The organism is Ruania albidiflava DSM 18029 (genome assembly GCF_000421225.1).
In the GTDB taxonomy this organism is placed as follows: domain Bacteria; phylum Actinomycetota; class Actinomycetes; order Actinomycetales; family Beutenbergiaceae; genus Ruania; species Ruania albidiflava.
On the sequence record NZ_ATWL01000008.1, the window covers coordinates 26,957 to 48,141 of the forward strand.

A 21,185-nucleotide genomic window follows, 5' to 3' on the forward strand; every position below is an offset into this window, starting at 1 on the left:
CTAGCGTCGTGTCATGGAGCTTCCGATGAGCCGGTCGTCAGCGATGGCCCGCTCATGTGGCTGCAGGGGAGGTGGTGCGAGCTAGTCGTTGCAGCGACTGCCGCAGTGCCGGCAGCCGCCTCGTCTATGGTCCGGATCTGGTTCCGGACCGCTATGAGACCCGTGGAGGTTCGTCATGGAGATCGTCCTGGTCAGCCGTCACACTGAGACTCCGGAACGGTTCCGGCGTCACGTCGAGGAAAAGCTGGCGAAGGTGCCACAGCTGTCGCCCTATGCGCAGCGCGTCGACGTCGAGGTGACACACGAGAACAACCCGAGGCTCGCGGACCGCTCCGAGCGGGTCGAGCTCACGGTTCGGGCCAAGGGCCCGGTGGTGCGTGCAGAGGCGAGTGCGTCCGATCGGTACGCCGCCCTCGACCTGGCTGCCACCAAGTTGTTCGAGAGGCTGCGCAGGGCCAGGGATCGGCGCAAGTCGCACCATCAGCGCCGCGGCGCCCGTCTGCCGATGCCTGAGCAGCTGGATCTCGTCCCAGAGCAACCTCAGCCAGAAGACGAGGCGCCGGAGACGCCGCAGCCGCCCACGGAGCCGGGCGTGGCAGTGGAGGCCCAGCTGGGTGACTCGCCGGTGGTGATCCGCCAGAAGGTGCACGAGACCGAACCGATGACTGTGGACCAGGCATTGGCAGAGATGGAGCTGGTGGGCCACCCGTTCTACCTGTTCATCGACGCCGAGACTCGGCAGCCGTGCGTGGTGTACAACCGCCGCGGCTGGACCTATGGCGTGATCCGGCTGAACTACACCGCAACCAGCAGCGCAGAGGACGCACCAGAGCAGGAGGTACGCCCCGCCAGCGCCTGACCGCCGGAAGGACTGCTGACGACCGGCCCTCGTAGCCTGCCCACCAGGTTGCGGGGGCCGGGTTGTGCGCTCTGGGCGGGCGCTCGCATACCATGGACCCTTGGCCCCGGCGTCCGCACCGACGCTGAACAGTTCCAACCACCTGGGAGTCCGTGTGCCTTCGATCCTCGACAAGATCCTGCGCTTGGGCGAGGGGAAGATCCTCAAGCGGCTCCAGGGCATCGCGGCGCAGGTGAACGCCCTGGAGGATTCTGTCTCCGACCTGTCCGACGAGGAGCTGCGCGAGGAGACCGACCGGTTCAGGGAGCGCATCGCCGACGGGGAGTCGCTGGACGCACTGATGCCCGAGGCGTTCGCCGTGGTCCGCGAGGCCGCGCAGCGCACGTTGGGCCAGCGTCCCTATGACGTGCAGGTCATGGGCGGCGCCGCCCTGCACCTGGGGAACATCGCCGAGATGAAGACCGGTGAGGGCAAGACCCTGGTCGCCACCCTGCCGGCCTACCTGAACGCGCTGGACGGCAAAGGTGTGCACGTGGTCACGGTCAACGACTACCTGGCGCAGTACCAGAGCGAGCTGATGGGGCGCGTCTACCGGTTCCTCGGGCTGACCACCGGGGTGATCATCTCCGGGCAGAAGCCGGACGAGCGGCGGGAGATGTACGCCGCGGACATCACCTACGGCACCAACAACGAGTTCGGCTTCGACTTCCTGCGCGACAACATGGCCTGGTCCACCAGCGAGCAGGTCCAGCGCGGGCACAACATGGCGATCGTCGACGAGGTCGACTCGATCCTCATCGACGAGGCACGCACCCCGCTGATCATCTCCGGCCCGGCTTCCGGGGACGTGAACAAGTGGTACGTGGAGTTCGCCCGGATCGCCCGCCGGCTGCACAACGAGACCGACTACGAGATCGACGAGAAGAAGAAGACGGTCGGCATCCTCGAGCCAGGGATCGAGAAGGTCGAGGACTACCTCGGCATCGAGAACCTGTACGAGTCGCTGAACACCCCGCTGATCGGGTTCCTGAACAACGCGGTCAAGGCCAAGGAGCTGTTCGCCCGGGACAAGGACTACGTCGTCCTGGACGGGGAGCTGCTGATCGTCGACCAGCACACCGGACGCATCCTGCCCGGTCGCCGCTACAACGAAGGTATGCACCAGGCGCTGGAGGCCAAAGAAGGGGTGAACATCAAGGCGGAGAACCAGACTCTGGCCACCATCACCCTGCAGAACTACTTCCGCCGGTACGACAAGCTCGCTGGTATGACCGGTACGGCGATGACCGAGGCCGCCGAGTTCCAGAGCACCTACGAGGTCGGTGTGGTGCCGATCCCACCGAACCGGCCGTTGGCCCGCCAGGACAAGATCGACATCGTGTACAAGAACGAGGACGGCAAGTTCGAGGCGGTCGTCGAGGACATCGTCGAACGCCACGCCAAGGGGCAGCCGGTGCTCGTAGGTACCACCAGCGTGGAGAAGTCCGAGAAGCTCTCCAAGATGCTGAAGAAACGACGCGTGCCGCACGAGGTGCTGAACGCCAAGCACCACGAGCGGGAAGCCGCGATCGTGGCGATGGCGGGTCGCAAGGGCGCCGTGACCGTGGCCACCAACATGGCCGGTCGCGGTACCGACATCATGCTCGGTGGGAACGCTGAGCACCTGGCGATCGCCGCGCTGGAGAAGAAGGGGCTCAGTCCCACCGAGAATCCGGAGGAGTACGAGGAAGCGTGGCCGGAGGCGCTCGCCGCCGCCCAGGAGTCGGTCGCCGCCGAGCACGACGAGGTCACCGAGCTGGGCGGACTGTACGTGCTGGGCACCGAACGGCACGAGTCCCGGCGCATCGACAACCAGCTGCGCGGACGCTCCGGCCGGCAGGGAGACCCGGGGGAGTCGAGGTTCTACCTCTCTCTCGAGGACGACCTGATGCGGCTGTTCAACACCGGTCTGGCGGAGCGGTTCATGAACAGCTCCTTCCCGGACGACCAGCCGCTGGAGTTCAAGATGATCTCCCGCGGCATCGAGAGCGCCCAGGGCCAGGTGGAACGGCGCAACTTCGAGATCCGCAAGAACGTGCTCAAGTACGACGACGTGCTCTCCCGGCAGCGTGATGTGGTCTATGCGACCCGGCACGAGCTGCTCGAGGGGGAGGACCTCGAGGACACGGTCGCTGGGTTCGTCGTCGACGTGGTCACGGGTTTGGTGGCGGCGGCTACCTCCGACCCGCACCCCGAGGAGTGGGACCTGGAGCAGCTGTGGACCGACCTGCGCACCGTGTACCCGGTGTCCATCTCCGAGGAGGAGGTGATCGAGGAGGTCGGCCACCGTAACCGGCTGACCGTCGAACAGCTCACCGACGAGCTCGTGGCCGATGCCAAGGTCGCCTACACCAAGCGTGAGGAGGAGCTCGGCTCGGAGATCATGCGCCAGCTGGAGCGCCGGGTGGTGCTGTCGGTGCTGGACCGCAAGTGGCGGGAGCACCTCTACGAGATGGACTACCTCAAGGAAGGCATCGGGCTGCGTGCGATGGCCCAGCGCGACCCGCTGGTGGAGTACCAGCGCGAGGGGTACCAGCTGTTCCAGGCGATGAACGAGGCGATCAAGGACGAGGTGGTCGGCTACCTGTTCAACCTCGAGGTGAAGAAGCCCGAGGAGCAGGCCGCGGAGGCGGCGCAGACCATCGAGGCCGGTGCGGGTGCCACCGGCCCGGACACCGGTGCAGGTGCACCGGCCGGCGGGGCGGCGAAGGGCGACGCCACGCAGCGTGCTGGGGCTGCGAAGGGCACTGGTCCGAAGCGGTCCGCCTCGGGCAAGCAGGGCGGCAAGGCGGCCGGCGGTCGTCGGGCTGGGAAGAAGTCCATCCCGCAGCAGGCACCGGCGGTCGACGACCCGCTGGGGCTCGGTCAGCCGGAGCGGGCCACGGCACTGCGCTACTCCGCACCGAGCGTGGACGGCGACTCCGGGGCCGCGAGCCGCGGTGCCGCAGCTGCTGGATCGGCGCAGCCGGCGACCGGTACTGCGACCGCCCCGCAGGGCGGTGCCAACCGAGAGGCCCGTCGTCGTGCCGCGAGGCAGGCGAAGAAGCGCCGCTGAGCCCTCAGGCGATCTGCACGGCCGTGGTGCGCCAGTGCCCGCGGTGCTCCTCGATCCGCACGGCGGCTGCCCGTACTCTGCGCCCCTCGACGAGCACGACAGCAGCCTCCCAGACGCCCGGTGCGATCCGGCACGGCCGCACCCGCCGGACCCGGACCGCACCACCCCGTGGCGGACGGGTTCGCACCCGGGCGGCGAGACTGGCGCGGTGGCTGAGCGCAGTGAACACCTCCGGGTCCAGCCACCGGTGCAGCTGCGTGACAGGGCGGGTGCCGCGCAGTGTCTCCACGCAGGCTCGGGCCACTGTGCCGGCCCAGGTCTGCGGGTCCGGTAACGATCGGGCACGGCCGTTGGACCACACCAGCCGGGGGCGTGGGCTCGTCCTTGGCTGCTCCTCGCTGGCGGTCGCAGCGGCAGAGAAGGCCACCGGATCCCAGGCCGCCGGTGCCGTGATCGGTGGTGGGTGCAGTGCGCTCGGCGCCGGCTGGCGGGTACGGAGAGGTGTTGCTGGTGCCATCGGGTCGGTGGTCAGGACGGACATGGCAGGAGCTCCTTTGCTGGGGTGGAGGCCGGTGGGTCAGTCGGGTCTGGACAGTGGGGTGCCAGGAAGGATCAGGTCGGGGTCGGGGCCGATGGCGGCGGAGTTCGCGGCGTACCAGCGGGGCCAGGCGGCCGCGACCTGGGCGTCGTCGGCCTCCGGGGCGAGGTGCGCCGCGGCGATCGTCCAGAGGCTGTCACCGGGTTGGACGACGTAGTCGGCGCTGCGGGCAGCCTCGGGCTCCTCTGGTGAGGCGGTCGGCGTGCTCCGGGGCGCATCCTCGAGATCGGGGGCGGAGGTGGTAGCGGCCGGATCGCCGCCGTCGGCGGTGGGGTCCGCGCCCTCGCCGCTGTCGGTACGGGCGCCACTCTGGCGACCTTCTGCACTCGTGCCCTCGCTGGCCGCGGAACCGTCGTCACTGTCGGCGCGGTCCGCCGCGGAGGCCGGCCCTCGGCTGGCCGCCGCCCAGGTCAGGTCCTCCGCGATGGTCGGCTCGGGTGCGGGCTCGGTCGGGTCTGCCTGTGCCGGGGTGAGGGACAGCCCGGCAGCAAGGACCGCACCGGCACCGGCGCCGAGCCACCGGCTCGCACCCGGCGCGCCGTGGGTGCGCAGCAGCGCTTCCCCCGCCCGCCAGGTTGCCCCGCACAGCTGCGCGAGGGCGCAGAGCACACCGAGCAGTGCGCTGAGCGCGTACCAGGCGGCCACCCCGGCGCCGATCGCGGCCAGAGCAGCTACGAGCACCTCCTCCACCTGGTCGGGGGAGGTCGCGGCACTGTCCCAGCGGGAGAACGGCACCAGGGCTCGGCTGCTGGCACGCACCAGCAGCGTGCACAGCGCACTCGTACCGGCCAGGGCGGTCAGTCCCAGCACCGCACCGCGCACCGCCCGGCCCGCAGGCGGCCGGGCACCGTCTGCGCACCGCAGGTGGGGTTCGGCGACCCGGTCGCCGGATGGGTGGATGCTGTTCATTTCATATCGGTTCGTGTCGGTTCGTCACATTCAATGGATCTATGTGTACCCTGTGCCGGCGGTGGGCGTCTACCGCTCGGACCAGAGCTGTGGACGGCCGGCCGCAAGCCCCCGCTACGCCGGACGGACGCCTAGGGTGAGGAGATGGCGTGGGACGAGGTGTTCGCCGAGCTCGCCGCAGAGCTGGCGGCCGCTGAGCGGGACGAGGAGGAGGCGCGCCTCGGTGACCTGGTGGCGGCCGAGGTGGCCGGTACGACGTTCGCGGACCGGTGCCGGGCCCGTCGCGGCAAGCCCCTGACCGTCCGGTTGACCGACGGCAGCAGCCGGACCGGCACGGTGCGGGACGCGACTCGCGCCTGGGTGCTGCTCACCGAAGGTGACCGGCGCGTGCTGGTGCCACTGTCCGCCGTCGTGCTGGCCTGGCCGCTGCGTGGTAGCGCTCCGGAACCCGGTCCTGTAGAAGGCAGGATCGGGCTCGGCCACGCACTGCGGGCGCTGGCGGAGGAACAGAGCGCAGTGCTGGTGCGCACCGCCGCCGGTGACCATCGCGGCAGGATCGTGCGCGTGGGCGCCGACTACCTGGACCTTGCCGCCGAACCAGACGTCCTCACCGTGCCGTGGCGGGCGCTGCTCAGCGTGGACTGCACCTGAGCGCTGGTCAGTCCGTGGACTCCAAGGCTGCTTCCGCACCCTGGATGCGTGCGTCGGTCTTGGCGTACTGCCTCTGGATGTAGGCCTCCAGCTCGGTGTTCTCCACCCGCCAGGTGCCCTTGCCACCGACCTGGATCGCGCGCAGCTCTCCGTTGCGCACCAGCGCGCGTGCCTGCGACATGGTGATCGAGAGAATCTCGGTCACATCCGCGAGGGAGAGGAAGCGCTGTTCCATACCGCCTAGTCTCCCATCACCGCTGGGCGGAGGGCCACTGCCGACGTACCTGTGGAAAACTCCCGAATCGTGCCCGTGGCCGCGTGTGGTTTGGCACCATGAACGCACGCGATCGTGGAGGGGACCATGAGTGAGGCTACGACGCCTCGAATCCGTCGGCCCAGCTGGCGGGACCCACGGCTCGGTGTGGGTGTGCTGCTGGTGGCCGGATCGGTGGTGCTGGGCTCCTGGACGGTGTCCCGCGCCGATGACACGGTGACGGTCTACACGACCGCCACCGCGCTCTCGCCCGGGGACCGGGTGGACGTCGAGGACCTGGTCGCTACGCAGGTGCAGGTGCCCGAAGTGGCCCAGACCTACCTGACCCCGGAAGCTGGGACGACCACTGACCTGGTCGTGCTGCGCACCGTCGGGGTGGGGGAGCTGGTGCCACTGGCGGCCCTCGGGTCCGCCGGCAGCGTGCAGGTGCGCACGGTCACGGTGCCGGTGGACGCGGCGCTCGCGGACAGCATCGCACCCGGGGCGCTGGTGGACCTGTGGGTGGCGTTGCCGGACGGGCAGGGTGGTGCCGGCGCAGCACTGTCCGCACCGGAACCACTGGTGCAGTCGGTGGAGGTGGCGCAGGTGCACGAGGACACCTCGATCTTCGCCGGTGCCGACCAGATGATCGCTCAGGTGCTGGTCCCGGTCGACGACCTGGCTGATGTGCTCGCCGCGCAGACCGGTGACGGGCAGATCACGATCGTGCCGGTGCCCTCCTGATGCCGCCGCAGTCGGAGGTCGCCGTGCTGCTTGCTCTGCGCGGTGCACCTGAGGAGGACCTGGTGCGCAGGATCGCCACCGAACCGGGTCTGACAGTGGTGCGGCGGTGTGCCGACCTCGCCGAGCTGACCGCTGCTGCGGTGGCCGGGCTCGGGACGGTAGCGGTCGTGGACGCCGACCTGGGCGTGGACCGCACGTTCCTGGAGCGCCTGCGTGCGCACGGGGTGCGGCCGGTCGTCTGCTGCCAGGAAGGGGACGTGGTACGTCACGACGGGCTCGGCGCGCTCGCACTGGCCCACGGGGTGGACCCGTTGCCCGCGATCCGCTCGCTCGCCGAGGCAGCCGCGAGCGGCACCGAGCAGCTGGCGGACGTGGAGCGGCTCAACCAGGTGCTCGGAGCAGCTCCGTCGCGCGGTGCCGGCGAGACGGATGACCGCTCCGGCGACGACGTGCCGCCAGCAGCCGAGGAACCACGTGCTGCGCACCACACCCCGAGCACGTCGTCTGACCAGGGTGCAGCGGCAGGCCCGACACCGGGCCCCGAGCTGCCCGCGACCCGCCGCGAGCGGCGCCGACAGCGTTCCGGCGCCAACCACCCGGTAGCCAGCGCAGCACCTGAGGACCGACCGGATGCCGCACCGCGCGTGGTGGCCGTGACCGGACCGGGCGGTTCCCCGGGGCGCACCACGATCGCCATCAACCTCGCCCACGAGCTCGCTCAGCACGGGGACGAGGTGGTGCTCATCGACGCCGACCTGTGGGGCGGCGCGATCGCCCAGACGCTCGGCCTGCTGGCGGAGACCGCCGGCCTGTCCGCCGCAGTGCGCGCCGCCGACCACGGCCGGCTCGACGAGGCCACGTTCGCCCGGCTCGCTCCGAAGGTCGCCGACCGGTTGCGGGTGCTGCCCGGCCTGGCGCGGGCCACCCGGTGGCGGGAGGTGAGCGCGGTGAGCATGCTCGCCCTGCTGGACACGGCGCGCCGGGTCGCCACCTGGGTGGTGGTGGAGCTCCCGGTGCTCGTACCCGAGGAGGAGGCCGGCTACTCGCTCGGCCCCGGCCGCAACGACGTGGCCCGCAGCCTGCTCGGTGCCGCTGAGGAGATCCTGGTGGTCGGTGCGGCCGAGCCGATCGGTATCGAGCGCCTGGTGCAGACGCTGCTGGACCTGGACGACGTGCCCACCACCGGCAGGCGTCGGGTGCTGGTCAACCGGCTCCGGACCAGTGCGGCGGGCCCTCGCGCTGCGGACTCCGTGCGCGAGGCGCTCGCGCGCTTCGCCGACGTGCCCGACCCGGCACTGGTGCCCGACGACCGGGCCCTGTCCGACCGTGCGCTGCTGGCCGGCACCACCTGGCGCGAGGCGGGCGGACGCTCGGCCGCACGCGTGGCCGTCACCGAGCTGGCTGGTGAGCTGCGCCGTGCCGCTGGACGGCCCACCCCGGTAGCGGATCGCCGACTTGCCCGGCTGTGGCCCCGGTCGTGGCGTCGGGCTACGGCACACTAGGCGCATGCGCGTCTACCTGCCGGCCACGTTGACCGAGCTCACCGAACCCGCGGGTCTGGGGCCACGGGAGGCACGTGCGGTGACACCTTCGCTGCGTGCCGCCCTCGGACCGGACGCCGATGTGGACACCGCTGAGTATGCCGCGCTGGTGCTTGCCGCCGAGGATTCGTTGCAGCGGCTCGGTCCGGACGATCCGACCCGGCGGGTGGTCGCTGCAGCGGACCTCCCGGATGCGCAGGTGCCTGCCGGGCAGGAGGTGGGTCGGGTGAGCGCGCCGGCGGTGGCCTGGTCCCAGGTGGTCAGCTTCCACGTGGACGAGGCCGACGACGGCGTCCGCGGCCTGGTCTCGGCCGCTCGCCGGGGCGAGCGGAGCGCCCAGGCACAGGTGGAGGACCTGGACCTGCTCTGGTACGACGTCACCGAGCGGGAGGTGCTGGCCGCCGAGGGCTGAGGTCAGCCGGTGGCCGGCAGGGACCGCTCCAGGCGGATCACGGAGGCGGACCCGATGCTGCGGTATCGGTCCGGGGTGCAGGTGAGCAGGATGACCTGCGCGTCGGCGGCCAGCGAACCGATCATCGTGTTCATCGCAGCCAGACGGTCCGGGTCGGAGTAGCCGAGGGCGTCATCGATGATCACCGGTACGCCCTGCTCCGGGTCGACCACCGCTGCACAGGCGAGGCGGGTGATGATCGCCAGCTGTTCCCGGGCACCGGCGGACAGCTGCTCGAACGGCACGGTGACCCCGTCGAGGGTGCGGGAGGTGATCGCCAGGTCGTCGTCGACGTCGACGTCGAACCCGGTGCCGTAGACGATCCGGCCGAGGGCGAGCACCTGGTCGCGGAACGGGCGCACGTACCGGGCCCGAGCGGCGTCCCGTGCGCGGTGCAGGGTCTCGTGCAGCAGGGCACAGGCACGGGCCCGCCGCTCCAGGTGCTGCAGGTGGGAGTCGGCCGCCTCGCGGGTGCTCAGCGCCTGGTCGTAGTCCTCCTGCAGCCCCTCCTGGCCACGCATCTCCAGGGAGACGCTCAGCCGGCGCAGGCTGTCCTCGACCTGTTCGTGCTCGGTGCTCAGGCGCTCGACCAGCAGGGTCGCGTTCTGCCGGGCGGCCTCGATCTGCTCCGCCGGGGCGGCGGCGAGCTCGTCCTGTACCGCAGTGAGTGCGGCCTTGGCCTCGGCCAGGGATGCGGCAGCCTCGGCGGCAGCCTGGTCCAGGTCGGCGTCCGGCGTCCTGGCACGTTCGGCTGCCAGCGCGGCGCGCTGGTCGTTGATGTCGGTCTCAGCCATGCTGGCCTTGCCCTCCAGCAGGGTGCAGTCCAGCTCGAGCCGGCTGGCCCGCTCGGCGAGCGAGTCGCGGACGGCCACCGCATCGACAGTGCGGTCGCGCGCCTGGGCATGGGCGCGCGCGGCGTCCTCCTTCGCCTGCTGGGCCGAGGCGGGGTCGACCGGTGCCGGGACCTCCTGCGGGGCCGCCGGGGTGGACTCAGCGTCGCTGCCGGCGGCGCCCTCCTCCTGGTCGGTGCTGGCAGTGCTCGCGGCTTGCTCGGCAGGTGCGACCCGGGCGGCCAGGCGGGCCTGGTCGGCCTGCAGCTGGCTCACCGTCTGGCCGTCCAGCTCCTCCTCGAGGCGCTCCCGGGCGCGGTCCAGCTCGCTGCGGGTGCGCTGCTCGGACTCGGCAAGCCGGTGTGCGGCGCGCCGGTCGCTCACCCCGGCCTCGCGCAGCAGGTCGTCGAGCCGCTGCTGTGCTGCAGACAGGGCGGACTCGGTGTCGGCGCTGGAGCGTGCCGGGGTGACCGACACCCGCAGCGTCCCGGGCAGCTCCAGCTGCACGGCCTCGGTGACCGCGGAGGAGAGCTCCTCCTCGGCGGCCAGGTGCCGTTCGGCGCCGTCGACGGTGAGGTCGAGGTCCCCCAGCGCAGTGACCTGCAGCCGTGCTGCAGCGGCCTCGTGCTGAGCCCGGCTGACCGCGAGCTCGGTGTCGGCGGTGTCGATGGCGGCGAGCAGGTCGGCATCGATGCGGGAGCCGGCGAGCGTGCTCTCGCACTCCTCGATCGTGGCCTGTGCGCGTTCGATCGCGGCCAGCGTGCTGCGTACCCGGTCCAGCTCGGCGAGGTCCTGGAGGCGTTCGGCAGCGCGGGTGGCTGCTTCGACCTTCTGCTGCTGGCGTTGCTCCTCCTGCTGGGCGGCGGTGACCTCGCTGGCGGCTTCGTCCTGCTCGACGCGTGCCTGGTGCAGCTCGTCGCGTGCCTCGGTGAGCCGGCGAGTCAGTTCCTCCCAGGCGTCGAGCTTCGTCTCCAGTGCGCGGCCGGCGGTGGCGCGTCGTTCAGCGGCTTCGCTCAGCCAGGCGTGCTCCCGGCCGCAGGTGCGCACCTCTTCCCGGGCCTCTGCCACCTGCTGGCGCTGTGCGCTGAGCCGCTGCCAGGCCTGCTCGTGGGCGTCGCGGTCCTCGTGCGCCTGCTCCAGCCGGTCAGCGATGGCCGCCAGCTCGGTGGTCAGGTGCGCGTGGCTGTCCACGTCCTGCTGCAGCTGACGCAGCCGGGCCTCTGCTGCACCGCAGGCCTCTGCCGCCGCAGCTGCCTCCTTGCGGGCGGCGGAGTACTCGCCGGTCTCCCGCCCGGTGGGCGTGAAGTAGGTGGCATACTCAGCGTCCACCGCGTCCAGGAGGGCATCGCCCTCCTCGTCGTGCCCGGCGGTGCCGGCGGCACGGTCCAGAGCCGCTGCCAGCGCGGAGCTGTCTGCTAGCGCGGCCGAGGTGAGCTCATCGGCCTGCAGCACCCGCAGCGCCTGGTACAGGGAGGTGTCCAGCGTCTCGGTGAGGATGCGCTGCACCTCGGCGTGCGCCTCAGCACCGGTGAGGCTCGCCGGACGTGGTGCGCTCAGCCGCAGCTCGGTGCGGGTCTCCCGCAACCACCGCTTGGTGTAGGTGAACCGGTAGGGGCCACAGGTCAGCTCGGCCTCCACGAGCGGCCCGACGTCCCGGTGCACCGGTTTGACCTGGCGCACCTCGCGCGCCTTGGAGGAGTCTGGCTTGTCCAGCAGCAGGTCGATCGCCTCGATCATCGAGGTCTTGCCCACCTCGTTCTCCCCCTGCAGCACCACCACCCCGGAGTCAGGCAGGGTGATCTCCCGTTCGGCGATACCGCGGAAGTCGACCAGACGCAGTCGGTGGATCTTCATCGCTTCCCTCCGCCGGCGAGCCGGTAGAGCAGGGCGAGAGAGTCTCGGGCGACGTCCCGGTCGGCGCCCTCGCCGGCAGCAGCTTCGGTCAGCTCCTCGACCGCCTCGGCGACGAACCCGCCGACGTCGAGCTGGGTCAGGTCGCCCGGGGAGACGTGCACGGCCACATCGGTGTGCCGCTGCCACACCCGCACGGAGGCGAACGTCTCCCGGTGTCGCTCGAGCACCTCCTCCACCTGAGCATGCTCGGTCAGGGTCAGGGTGCCGCGCAGCGCCAGGCGGAGCACGGTGCGGGACTTCTCCGGCATCTCGGCCAGGGCATGATCCATCGCCGCTACGTCCTCGCCGTCGTCGACCTCGAAGCGCAGGTCGCGGAACGACCAGGTGCCCACGTGGTGGGCCGTGGTGCTGGCCCGGCCGTCGGCCAGGTCGACCACCAGCACGTTGCCCGGGTCGGTCTCGATGAAGTCGGTGACCTCCGGTGCACCGGAGTAGGCGATCCCGGGAGCGACCTCGGTGGTGGAGTGCCGGTCACCCAGGGCCACGTAGGAGATGGTCCCTGCCTCGAGCAGCTCACGCAGCCCTGGTGTGCTGATCAGCGAGGGGTCGTGCGCATCGGGGCTGAGCGTGTCCACGGCGCCGTGACCGGCCACGATGCGCAGCGCACCCGGCTCGCCTGGGCGAGCCGGCGCCCCGGTGACCTCACCTGGCCCGGAGGCTGCGCCGTCGTCGGCCCGGGGGAGAAGGTGCGTGACCGCCGGGGCGAGAGCATCACAGGTGGGGTGCTTGGAGGTCCAGGGGGCGGGCAGGATCCAGATGTCATCGCCGACGGCGACCGGCTCCGTGCCCCGGAGCACGTGCACGTGCTCCGGGGCCGCGTCGAGGAAAGCGGGCGAGTCGTAGATGCTCGCCGCGTCCAGCGGGTCGTGGTTGCCGGGCAGCAGGTAGACCGGCACCGGTACCTGCCGCAGCGCCTCGCACGCGCGGGCCACCACCCGGCGGGGGAGAGCGTTGGACTCGAACACGTCCCCGCACACCAGCACGAACGCGCAGTCCTCGCTCGCCGCGAGCTCCCCGATCCGGGCGATCACGTCCGTGCGCGCCGCCGTGAACCGCGCCTGGGCGTCGGCATCGAGGAAGTGCCGGGTCATCCCCAGCTGCCAGTCGGCGGTGTGCAAGAAGCGCATGACCCGAGGCTAACCGCCACCACCGACAAGAACGGCGAGCCCCGCCCGAGCTGTGGACAGAGCTGCCGATGCCCCGAGGACAAGGGCACAGCTAGCATCGTCCCATGACGACGCAGGCGTCCCACCGATGAGCGCCACGGCGACGCATGTCCTGCTGATCGGCATCGACGGCGTCCGGCACGACACGTTCGCCGAGGTGCCCACCCCGCACCTGGATGCGATCGGAGCAGCAGGTCTGCACCGGCCGGTCCTGGTGCACCCGGACGTCCCGACCATCTCCGGACCGAGCTGGGCGACGATGCTCACCGGTGTGCTGCCGGCCAGCCACCGCATCCTGGACAACGACCTCACCGGGAACGAGCTGGCTGCCCACCCCGACGTGGTGCACCGGGCCACCAGCCACCGTCCGGGGATGCAGACGTTCGTCGGGGCGGACTGGCAACCGCTGGTCACCAACCACAGCGGGGGACCGCTGCTGGCCGGTGGCGGTTTCCTGCCGGACTGCCCGCGCGGGTCGGACGCCGGGCCGGCGGACTGGCACTGCGCCGACCAGCTCGTGGTGGACGCAGCAGCCGACGCGCTCAGCGGGTTCACCAGCGGCCCCGGGTCGGTATCCTTCGTCTACCTGCACGGTTGTGACACGGCCGGGCACCACAGCGGGGTCGGGCCGCTCTACCGCGAGCTCATCGCCGCCTCGGACCAGCGGGTGGGGCAGCTGCTGCACGCTCTCGAGGCACGGAGCAGCCGGGCCGAGGAGGACTGGCTGGTGATCGCGGCCACCGACCATGGTCACCGGCCCGAGGGTGGGCACGGTGGCGACACGGATGCCGAACGCACCGCGTGGATCAGCGCCTGCGGGCCGGGGGTGCCCACCGGAGGCAGCGCACCGCTGGAGCTGGCGGACGTGGCCGGGCACGTGAGCCACGTGCTCGGGCTGCCGCCACGGAGCGAGGCCTTCATCGGGCTGCCCTTCGGCGCCCGTGCGGCCCTCAGGCCCGGTGCAGCTGCGCCAGGACCAGGTCGTGCAGGTGAGAGTTGCTGACCACCGCGTTGCCACCGAACGGGCCGTCCTGGCCGTCCAGCGAGGTGAACCGGCCACCGGCCTCGGTGACCACCGGCACCAGGGCGGCCATGTCGTAGAGCTCCAGCTCCGGTTCGCAGGCGATGTCCACCGCGCCCTCGGCGACCAGCATGTAGGACCAGAAGTCCCCGTAGGCACGGGAGCGCCACACCGAGGCCTCCAGGCTGAGGAACTCGTCCAGCAGGTCCGCATCCTCCCAGCCGGCCAGGCTGGAGTAGGACAGCGAGGCGTCCTCCAGCTCGCGCACCCCGGAGACGTGCATCCGGGTCGCGGCGGAGAGGGACCGGCCGGTCCAGGCGCCGGAGCCGGTCGCCGCCCACCAGCGTCGGTTCAGGGCAGGGGCGCTGACGACGCCGAGCACCGGGGTGCCGTCGTCGATCAGAGCGATCAGGGTGGCCCACACCGGCACACCGCGGACGAAGTTCTTCGTACCGTCGATCGGGTCGATCACCCACTGCCGGGGGCCGTGGCCGGTGGTGCCGAACTCCTCACCGAGCACCGCGTCCCGCGGCCGGGTGCGGGCGAGCTGGGCGCGCACGATCTCCTCGGCGGACCGGTCTGCGTCGGTCACCGGGCTGGTGTCCGGCTTGGTCTCCACGTGCAGGTCGATGGCTTTGAACCGCGCCATGGTCTGGGCGTCGACCTGGTCGGCGATCACGTGCGCGAGGCGCAGGTCGTCGTCGTAGCGCGGGCGAGCCGCGCGCTCGGCCGGGACAGCGTCAGAGGTCATGTCCGCAACGTACCGTCCGGGTCGAGCGGACTGGTCGGGGCGCGCGGGCCGGGCACCGAGGCGACGTGACGTGGTCGACGTGCCGATACCGCCGGGCGAAAGGAGCTGCGGTCGTCCTTCGGCGATGCCAGCACGGTCATCGAGTAGCTGAGGCGCCCGGGGTACCACCGCGTCGATCCGCGTACCCTCTGGCTGTGAGCACCTGTCTGCGTCCCCGGAGCCTCGGATGAACGATCCCTCTCCGATGGGCAGCGTGGACAAGGCGCTGCTGGTGCTCACCGAACTCTCCGGAGCCGGACCGCAGGGACGAAGCCTTGCCGAGCTCGCCGCAGCGCTCGGCGTCGCCAAGTCCACCCTGCACCGCACGCTCGCCGCGCTCCGGCACCGCCACTTCGTCAGCCAGGAACCTGCCGGCGGGCGGTACCGTCTCGGACACGCGGCCCTGGCGTTGAGCGCGAACTTCCTGGACCACGAACACCTTCCGGCACTGCTGCACCCGCTGCTGGCGTCGGTGCGCGACGAGTTCCAGGAGCTGTGCCAGCTGGGTGTGCTGGACGGCACGGACATCGTGTACCTGGACAAGGCGGAGCCACCCCGGGCGATCCGGGTGTGGAGCGAGGTGGGCCGCCGGTTGCCGGCGATCACCACAGCCCTCGGCCGGGCGATCCTTGCCTGCCAGGAGGTAGACCGGAGCACACTGTCGAAGTTCGCCCCGGCGGCACAGTTCACCGACGAGGAGGTGTCTCGCTCCTGGCAGGGGATCGTCTCCGCCCGGTTGGAAGGCTATGCCTGCGAGGACGGCGACTCCGAACCAGGTATCGGTTGTGTCGCGGTGGCAGTGCTGCGTGCTCGGCGGCCGACGGCGGCGATCAGCGTGACGATGCCCGCCGAACGTCTCCGGCCCCAGCTGCCGGGGATCGGCCGCAGGCTCAGGGAGATCGTCGAGACGGGGCTGCCGGAGTCGCTGGCGGTCCCACGGGCGCTCTGAGTCGTCCGCCGCAGCGCGCACCGCACCGGCAGCTCCCTTGACCAGGTCCTGACCACATGACATCGTTCTGGAACGATCGTTCGCTACGACGGAATGACGCACCGGAAAGGTGCCCGCCGATCTTCGACCAGGTGGCAAAGGAGCTCCGATGCCCAGACCGATGTCCCGCCCCCGCCCGTGGAGTGCAGCTGCTGCCACTGGTGCGGGTGTCGCCCTGGCGCTCACAGCACTACCAGGCACCAGCGCTCCGGCGGGGGCCACACCGCCGGAGCGGTCCTGTGAGCTGGTGGATGCGCAGATCGCGAGCGCTGCTACCCCCGCCGCGGACCTGACGGAGCTGTTCACCGACTATGCCGACACCGGCGCCGGGTGGACCGGAGGAGACTCTACGTACTCGATCCCGCTCCGCGACGGCCGAGACGTGTGGGTCTTCTCCGACACCTTCCTCGGACCGGTCAACGCCGATGGCACCAGACCGGAGTCCGCCCCGTTCATCAACAACAGCTTCGTGGTCCAGGAGGGCACCGAGCTGAGCACCGCCCACGGTGGCACCGCCGAGGAGCCCGAGGCATTGCTGCCTCCGCCGGAGGAACCGGGCTGGTTCTGGGTAGGCGACGGTCTGCAGCGCAGGGACGGAGTCATCCAGCTGATGGCGCTGCAGTACTGGGACGGCGGCGGTGGGATGTGGGACTTCGGCTGGGACAGCAACCACCTGGCTACCTTCGACCCGGACAGCTTTGAGCTGCTCGACCTGGTCGACCTGCCCTCGGCCACGGGGGTGCAGTGGGCGAGCTGGATCGAGCCAGCAGGTCAGTACACCTACATCTACGGCGTCGAGGACCAGGGTGAGCGCAAGTACATGCACGTCGCCCGGGTGGTCGGCAGCGACCTGAGCCGACCGTGGAAGTTCTGGGACGGTCGGCGCTGGTCGCCGCACGAGTCCAGCAGCGCGCGGGTGATGGACGGGGTTGCGAACGAGTACAGCGTGGCGGCATTCGCCGACGGATACCTGCTGATCACCCAAGACACCCACGAGGAGTTCAGCGCCACCATCAACGCCTATGTTGCCTGTTCGCCGGCGGGCCCGTTCGAGCTGGTCGGCGAGGTGGCGCAGATGCCCGAGGTCGGTGCTGCGGGCAGCTACGGCGACCCGAACATCTTTGCCTACAACGCTCACGAGCACCCCGAGCTGCGCGCCGAGGACTCGTTGACGATCAGCTACAACGTGAACAGCTTCGACTCCGAGGACCTGTACGAGGACGTCACCATCTACCGGCCACGGTTCGTGACCATCGACCTCGACATCGTCTGGCCCGACAGCGAGCCCTGCGCCCACGGCCTCGGCGGTGGCAATGGTCAGGGTCACGGGCACCGCCCCGGGCCCGGCGGACCCGGGCACTGCTAGCGCCTGGCCGATTCGAGCCTCCGGACCTGCTCGCGCCACCACCTGCTCGCCGGGCGGCCCCAGGCCATCACGTCACCAGGGCCTCTCGACCTCGCCGTCCGAGTTGCTGCCACGGGTCATAAAATGATTAGATCACTTTATGACCTCGTCCGCTGACTTCCGACGCACGCTCTCGAGCGACCTCGCCCGCGCCGTGGTGCGGATGGTCAACGACAACGGTCTGGGCCCTGGTGACGCGCTGGACTCGGTCAAGGTGCTCGCCGCACGTTTCGACGTCGCCGTGCCGACCATGCGGGAGGCGCTCCGGCGGTTGGAAGGCCTGGGCGTGCTGGAGTTCCGGCACGGCTCTGGTATCTACGTCGGTGCGAACGCCGGCCGCCGGGTGCTCGCCAACCCGTTGAGCCCCCGGCCGAACCAGGGTCAGCTGATCGAGCTGCTCGAGGCCCGACGACGGATCGAGCCGCCGATCGCCGCGCTCGCCGCACAGGTGCAGGACGCAGTCGGGCTCGCCTGGATGGAGGAGAGCCTCGCGCGGGCCCGGCAGCAGATCGCCGAGCGGGACGACGCCCTATGGCTCACCAACCTCGACTTCCACCGTGCCGTCGCCGCCACCGGTGGCAACGGAGTCCTCGCCGAGGTACTCGACTCCATCGTCCTCATCCACGCTGATGCGCAGCGGGAGATCCTGCGCTTGCACGGAGACGCGGTGGAGGACTACGACGAGCACGCGCGCCTCGCTGCCGCTGTGCGTGAGGGCCACCCGGCCGATGCAGAGAGAGCTGCGGCCGGGCACCTCGAACATGTGGCAACGATCGTCCGGGCGCGCTCCTAGCGACGTCCCACCGACCCGCCGGCCCGCGCCGGACGGGTCCTCGCACCACCCGACCCTCAGTTCCACCTACCACCCGACCACGAAGGGGTGTCTCGATGAAAACCAGGATGGCGATGGCCACGGCAGTGCTTGCCTCAGCCGCCCTCGCGTTGACCGCATGCTCGGGCGGCGGCGACGGAGGCGGCGACCCGGCCGAGACGACGCTGAGCTTCTTCACCGACAAAGCAGCCTGGGAGTCGTCCTTCGACGACATGAACGATGCCTCCGACGGGGTCGCCCCGCAGCTGGACTTCACCGGCTACTCGGACCCTACGGCCTACGACGCGTTCATCAAGCAGTCGTTCCGCACCAACGAGCGTCCGGACCTGTTCACCTGGCACACCGGCGACCAGCTGGCCGAGCTGGTGGACCAGGGACTGGTGGCCGAGACGACAGACATCTGGGACGAGGCGATCGCCGACGGGTATGTCACCGAGGAGCTCGCCGAGAACTACACCTACGAGGGTGCGCAGTACTGCGTGCCGATGAACGTCGTCTACTGGGTGATGTACTACAACACCCAGGTCTTCGAGGACAACGGCCTCGACGTGCCGACCACGTGGGAAGAGTTCATCGACGTGGCCGACACGCTGGTGGCCAACGGCGTGACGCCGCTGCACCAGATGAACATCATCTTCGAGTTCGTCTGGTTCCAGGCGATCCTGGCCGGACTGGACCCGGACGCCTATGACGGGCTGTCCGACGGCAGTGTCAGCTACACCGACCCGCCAGTCGTCGAGGCGATGGAGATCTGGCACCAGATGCAGTCCGACGGCTACTTCATCGACCCTGGTGTGGAGACCGATCCCCAGGTACTGCTGCAGAGCGGTGACGTGGCGATGGCCTACTTCGGTACGTTCTTCACCGGCCAGCTGAACGATCTGGACATGGTCTCCGGCGAGGACTACGGCTCGTTCCTCCTGCCGGCCGTGGACGGGGACCTGCCGCAGACGCCGGTGATCGTGGAGACCGGGCCGTTGTGCGTGGGGGCCGACAGCGACAACGAGGAGGCAGCCCTGGCCTACTCGCAGTGGTGGATGACCACCGATGCGCAGTCCGCCTGGAGCGAGTCCCGCGGAGATGTCTCCTTCAACCCTGAGGCCACCGTGACCGACGAGGGGCTGGCGGAGATCACCACGCAGGCCACCAGTGACGACTCGTTGCAGATGCGCCGGTACCTCGAAGCCACCCCGAACGAGATCTACACGGTCGCCTCGGAGGAGTTCGGTGCCTTCGTGACCAACAACGACGACCCGACGGGCCACCTGCAGGCCATCCAGGACGCTGCGGACGCCTACTGGGCCGACAACTCCTGACCTCCCAGGTGGGGCGGACCATACGTAGTTCGCCCCACCTCTGCCCACGCTGAGAATAAGGAGACCGCGTGTCTGCTCCGACCGCCCGGCGGGCCGAGCTGCTCCCGAGGGGGAACAAGCCGAAGAATCCGTACTGGACCTCCAGCATCGGATTCGTCGCACCCGGGGTGCTGCTGGTAGCCGTCGTCCTCTACCTCCCGTTCATCTGGACCAGCTGGATCAGCCTCACCGAGTACAACGGCCTCGGCGATCCCGAGTTCGTCGGTATCGACAACTTCACCGCGATGTTCGCCGACCCGGGATTCCTGGTCTCGCTGCGGAACACGTTGTTCTGGGTGATCGGGACCATCTTGCTCCCCGTGGGTCTGGGCCTGCTGATCGCAGTGCTGAGCCACGGGATGCCGAACGCCACCTGGTTCCGGCTCCCGTTCCTCATCCCGTACGCGATCTCCGGGGTAGCCGTCGGTGTGATCTGGTCCTTCGTGCTGCAGACCAACGGAGCACTGAGCCAGGCGCTGTCGTTTCTGCACCTGCCCGGCGCCGACCTGCGCTGGCTGCTCGACGGGCCGCTGAACACCGTCATGATGATCCTGGCCGCCAGCTGGCAGGGCGCCGGTGTGAACGCGCTGCTGTTCGGTATCGGGCTGCAGTCCATCCCGAAGGAGCCGATCGAGGCCGCTCGAGTCGACGGAGCCAGCGGGTTCACCCTGTTCCGGACCATGACGTGGCCGATGCTCGCTCCGTTGACCACTGTGGTGGTCGGTCTGGCGATCGTGGGCAGCCTGAAGACCTTCGACGTGGTGTGGGCGATGACCCAGGGCGGGCCAGGGCGAGTCTCCGAGACGCTCGCGCTGACCATGTACAAGGAGACGTTCGTGAACAACGACTACGGACTCGGGGCAGCGGTCGCGCTGTTCCTGACCGTGATCACGGTGCTCGCCTCGATCCTGTACCTGCGCCGTCAGCTGGCCGACAGCCGAGCGATGTGAGGAAGGAGCCCACCATGATTGCGCGCAAGATCGTACTCGCCATCCTCGGCCTGCTCTGGCTCGTACCGGTGTACCTGCTGCTGGCGAACGCCTCGAAGCTTCCTGCGGAGTTCGGCAACTACGGCCTGTGGGAGCCGGGGACCCTTGGGGGACTTGGGCAGAACATGCTCGATGCCTGGAGCCGCGGCAAGCTGAACAGCGGTGTGCTCTCCACTGCGATCTACGCGATCGTCGCCCCGGCCATCGCAGTCGTCGTCGGCGCTGCCGCAGGGTTCGCCATCGTGGCGCTCCGGCTGCGGAACGGGTTCTTCTGGCTCGTGGTGATCTTCGCCGCGTCCATCTTCCCGCTGCAGATGATCCTGATGCCGTTGTTCGTCGGATATGCCCAGACCGGACTGTTCAACACTCGGGTCGGGATGATCCTGGTCTACACCGTGATCGCGGTGCCGTTCTCGGCGTTCGTGATGCGCAACTTCTTCACCGGAGTGGCGCACCAGGTGTTCGAGGCCGCCGTGGTAGACGGTGCCACCACCTGGCGGATCTTCTGGCGGATCTACCTGCCGATGGCCGTCCCAGCGCTCGTGGCGGTGTTCATCCTGCAAGCCACGTTCGTCTGGAACGACCTGCTGCTCGGCCTCACCCTCACCCAGTCGGCCGAGGTACGCCCCATCGTCACCGCGCTCTCGGCACTGCAGAGCACCTATGGCGGTTCGACGATGTCCACAGTGCTCGCCGGTGGACTGCTGGTCTCGCTGCCCACCGTGGTGCTGTTCCTGGCCACCCAGCGCATATTCACCCGGGGCCTGTCCCTGGGCCAGTTCTAGTCGTCCACCT

The 21,185-nt window shown here is 70.1% G+C and carries 19 protein-coding genes; 13 read left to right on the forward strand and 6 right to left on the reverse strand.

All coding sequences use genetic code 11. The annotated features are described in order from the left end of the window. The first annotated feature begins 175 nt into the window (after positions 1 to 175). A complete protein-coding gene (gene hpf / locus K338_RS21975) occupies positions 176 to 859 on the forward strand; it encodes a ribosome hibernation-promoting factor, HPF/YfiA family (protein ID WP_022918173.1) in 684 nt (227 codons plus the stop codon). Between the two features lie 154 nt (positions 860 to 1,013). Then, on the forward strand, positions 1,014 to 3,953 hold the full coding sequence (gene secA, locus K338_RS0110730; RefSeq protein ID WP_027286713.1) for a preprotein translocase subunit SecA: 2,940 nt from the start codon (positions 1,014 to 1,016) through the stop codon (positions 3,951 to 3,953). A gap of 4 nt (positions 3,954 to 3,957) precedes the next feature. On the opposite strand, the gene K338_RS0110735 is transcribed toward secA, so the two are convergent. Beyond that, positions 3,958 to 4,494: an Rv3235 family protein gene (locus K338_RS0110735; RefSeq protein WP_022918175.1), complete on the reverse strand. Its 537-nt coding sequence runs from the start codon at positions 4,492 to 4,494 to the stop codon at positions 3,958 to 3,960. 36 nt (positions 4,495 to 4,530) lie between these two features. Continuing rightward, positions 4,531 to 5,460: a LysM peptidoglycan-binding domain-containing protein gene (locus K338_RS0110740; protein ID WP_022918176.1), complete on the reverse strand. Its 930-nt coding sequence runs from the start codon at positions 5,458 to 5,460 to the stop codon at positions 4,531 to 4,533. 144 nt (positions 5,461 to 5,604) lie between these two features. On the opposite strand from K338_RS0110740, the gene K338_RS0110745 reads away from it, so the two are divergent. Further along, positions 5,605 to 6,111 (forward strand): hypothetical protein, encoded by a 507-nt coding sequence (locus K338_RS0110745; protein ID WP_022918177.1) that lies wholly within the window; start codon positions 5,605 to 5,607, stop codon positions 6,109 to 6,111. A 7-nt stretch (positions 6,112 to 6,118) separates the two neighbouring features. Here the strand turns inward: K338_RS0110745 and K338_RS0110750 are convergent, their stop codons facing one another. Next, a complete protein-coding gene (locus K338_RS0110750; protein WP_022918178.1) occupies positions 6,119 to 6,346 on the reverse strand; it encodes a helix-turn-helix domain-containing protein in 228 nt (75 codons plus the stop codon). A 126-nt stretch (positions 6,347 to 6,472) separates the two neighbouring features. Here K338_RS0110750 and K338_RS0110755 point away from each other — a divergent pair, with 126 nt between their 5' ends. The 3 genes from K338_RS0110755 to K338_RS0110765 are packed head-to-tail and all read left to right on the forward strand — an operon-like array spanning position 6,473 to position 9,061. Next, entirely contained in the window at positions 6,473 to 7,108 is a 636-nt protein-coding gene (locus tag K338_RS0110755; RefSeq protein WP_022918179.1) for a hypothetical protein, read from the forward strand. Continuing rightward, positions 7,108 to 8,610 carry a CpaE/TadZ family protein gene (locus tag K338_RS21980; RefSeq protein ID WP_022918180.1) on the forward strand — a complete coding sequence of 501 codons (1,503 nt, stop codon included), beginning with the start codon at positions 7,108 to 7,110 and terminating at the stop codon, positions 8,608 to 8,610. The genes K338_RS0110755 and K338_RS21980 overlap by 1 nt, the downstream gene beginning before the upstream one ends. A gap of 4 nt (positions 8,611 to 8,614) precedes the next feature. After that, positions 8,615 to 9,061 carry a DUF6912 family protein gene (locus tag K338_RS0110765; RefSeq protein WP_022918181.1) on the forward strand — a complete coding sequence of 149 codons (447 nt, stop codon included), beginning with the start codon at positions 8,615 to 8,617 and terminating at the stop codon, positions 9,059 to 9,061. A 2-nt stretch (positions 9,062 to 9,063) separates the two neighbouring features. On the opposite strand, the gene K338_RS24485 is transcribed toward K338_RS0110765, so the two are convergent. After that, a complete protein-coding gene (locus tag K338_RS24485) occupies positions 9,064 to 11,784 on the reverse strand; it encodes an AAA family ATPase (RefSeq protein WP_022918182.1) in 2,721 nt (906 codons plus the stop codon). Continuing rightward, on the reverse strand, positions 11,781 to 12,971 hold the full coding sequence (locus tag K338_RS0110775) for a metallophosphoesterase family protein (RefSeq protein ID WP_022918183.1): 1,191 nt from the start codon (positions 12,969 to 12,971) through the stop codon (positions 11,781 to 11,783). Before K338_RS0110775 ends, K338_RS24485 begins: the two co-directional genes overlap by 4 nt. A gap of 127 nt (positions 12,972 to 13,098) precedes the next feature. On the opposite strand from K338_RS0110775, the gene K338_RS21990 reads away from it, so the two are divergent. Further along, positions 13,099 to 14,013: an alkaline phosphatase family protein gene (locus tag K338_RS21990; protein ID WP_022918184.1), complete on the forward strand. Its 915-nt coding sequence runs from the start codon at positions 13,099 to 13,101 to the stop codon at positions 14,011 to 14,013. On the opposite strand, the gene hisN is transcribed toward K338_RS21990, so the two are convergent. Further along, on the reverse strand, positions 13,961 to 14,782 hold the full coding sequence (gene hisN / locus K338_RS0110785; RefSeq protein ID WP_022918185.1) for a histidinol-phosphatase: 822 nt from the start codon (positions 14,780 to 14,782) through the stop codon (positions 13,961 to 13,963). The genes K338_RS21990 and hisN overlap by 53 nt on opposite strands. Before the next feature lie 226 nt (positions 14,783 to 15,008). On the opposite strand from hisN, the gene K338_RS21995 reads away from it, so the two are divergent. From K338_RS21995 to K338_RS0110815, 6 genes are all read left to right on the forward strand, one after another. After that, positions 15,009 to 15,770 (forward strand): IclR family transcriptional regulator, encoded by a 762-nt coding sequence (locus tag K338_RS21995; RefSeq protein WP_022918186.1) that lies wholly within the window; start codon positions 15,009 to 15,011, stop codon positions 15,768 to 15,770. A 148-nt stretch (positions 15,771 to 15,918) separates the two neighbouring features. Next, positions 15,919 to 17,175 (forward strand): glycoside hydrolase family 183 protein, encoded by a 1,257-nt coding sequence (locus K338_RS22000; protein ID WP_211218221.1) that lies wholly within the window; start codon positions 15,919 to 15,921, stop codon positions 17,173 to 17,175. 139 nt (positions 17,176 to 17,314) lie between these two features. Continuing rightward, a complete protein-coding gene (locus K338_RS0110800; protein WP_022918188.1) occupies positions 17,315 to 18,007 on the forward strand; it encodes a FadR/GntR family transcriptional regulator in 693 nt (230 codons plus the stop codon). Between the two features lie 95 nt (positions 18,008 to 18,102). Beyond that, a complete protein-coding gene (locus K338_RS0110805) occupies positions 18,103 to 19,362 on the forward strand; it encodes an ABC transporter substrate-binding protein (protein ID WP_022918189.1) in 1,260 nt (419 codons plus the stop codon). Between the two features lie 68 nt (positions 19,363 to 19,430). Continuing rightward, on the forward strand, positions 19,431 to 20,351 hold the full coding sequence (locus tag K338_RS22005; protein WP_022918190.1) for a carbohydrate ABC transporter permease: 921 nt from the start codon (positions 19,431 to 19,433) through the stop codon (positions 20,349 to 20,351). A 14-nt stretch (positions 20,352 to 20,365) separates the two neighbouring features. Further along, positions 20,366 to 21,175: a carbohydrate ABC transporter permease gene (locus K338_RS0110815; RefSeq protein WP_022918191.1), complete on the forward strand. Its 810-nt coding sequence runs from the start codon at positions 20,366 to 20,368 to the stop codon at positions 21,173 to 21,175. The last annotated feature ends 10 nt before the right edge of the window (positions 21,176 to 21,185 follow it).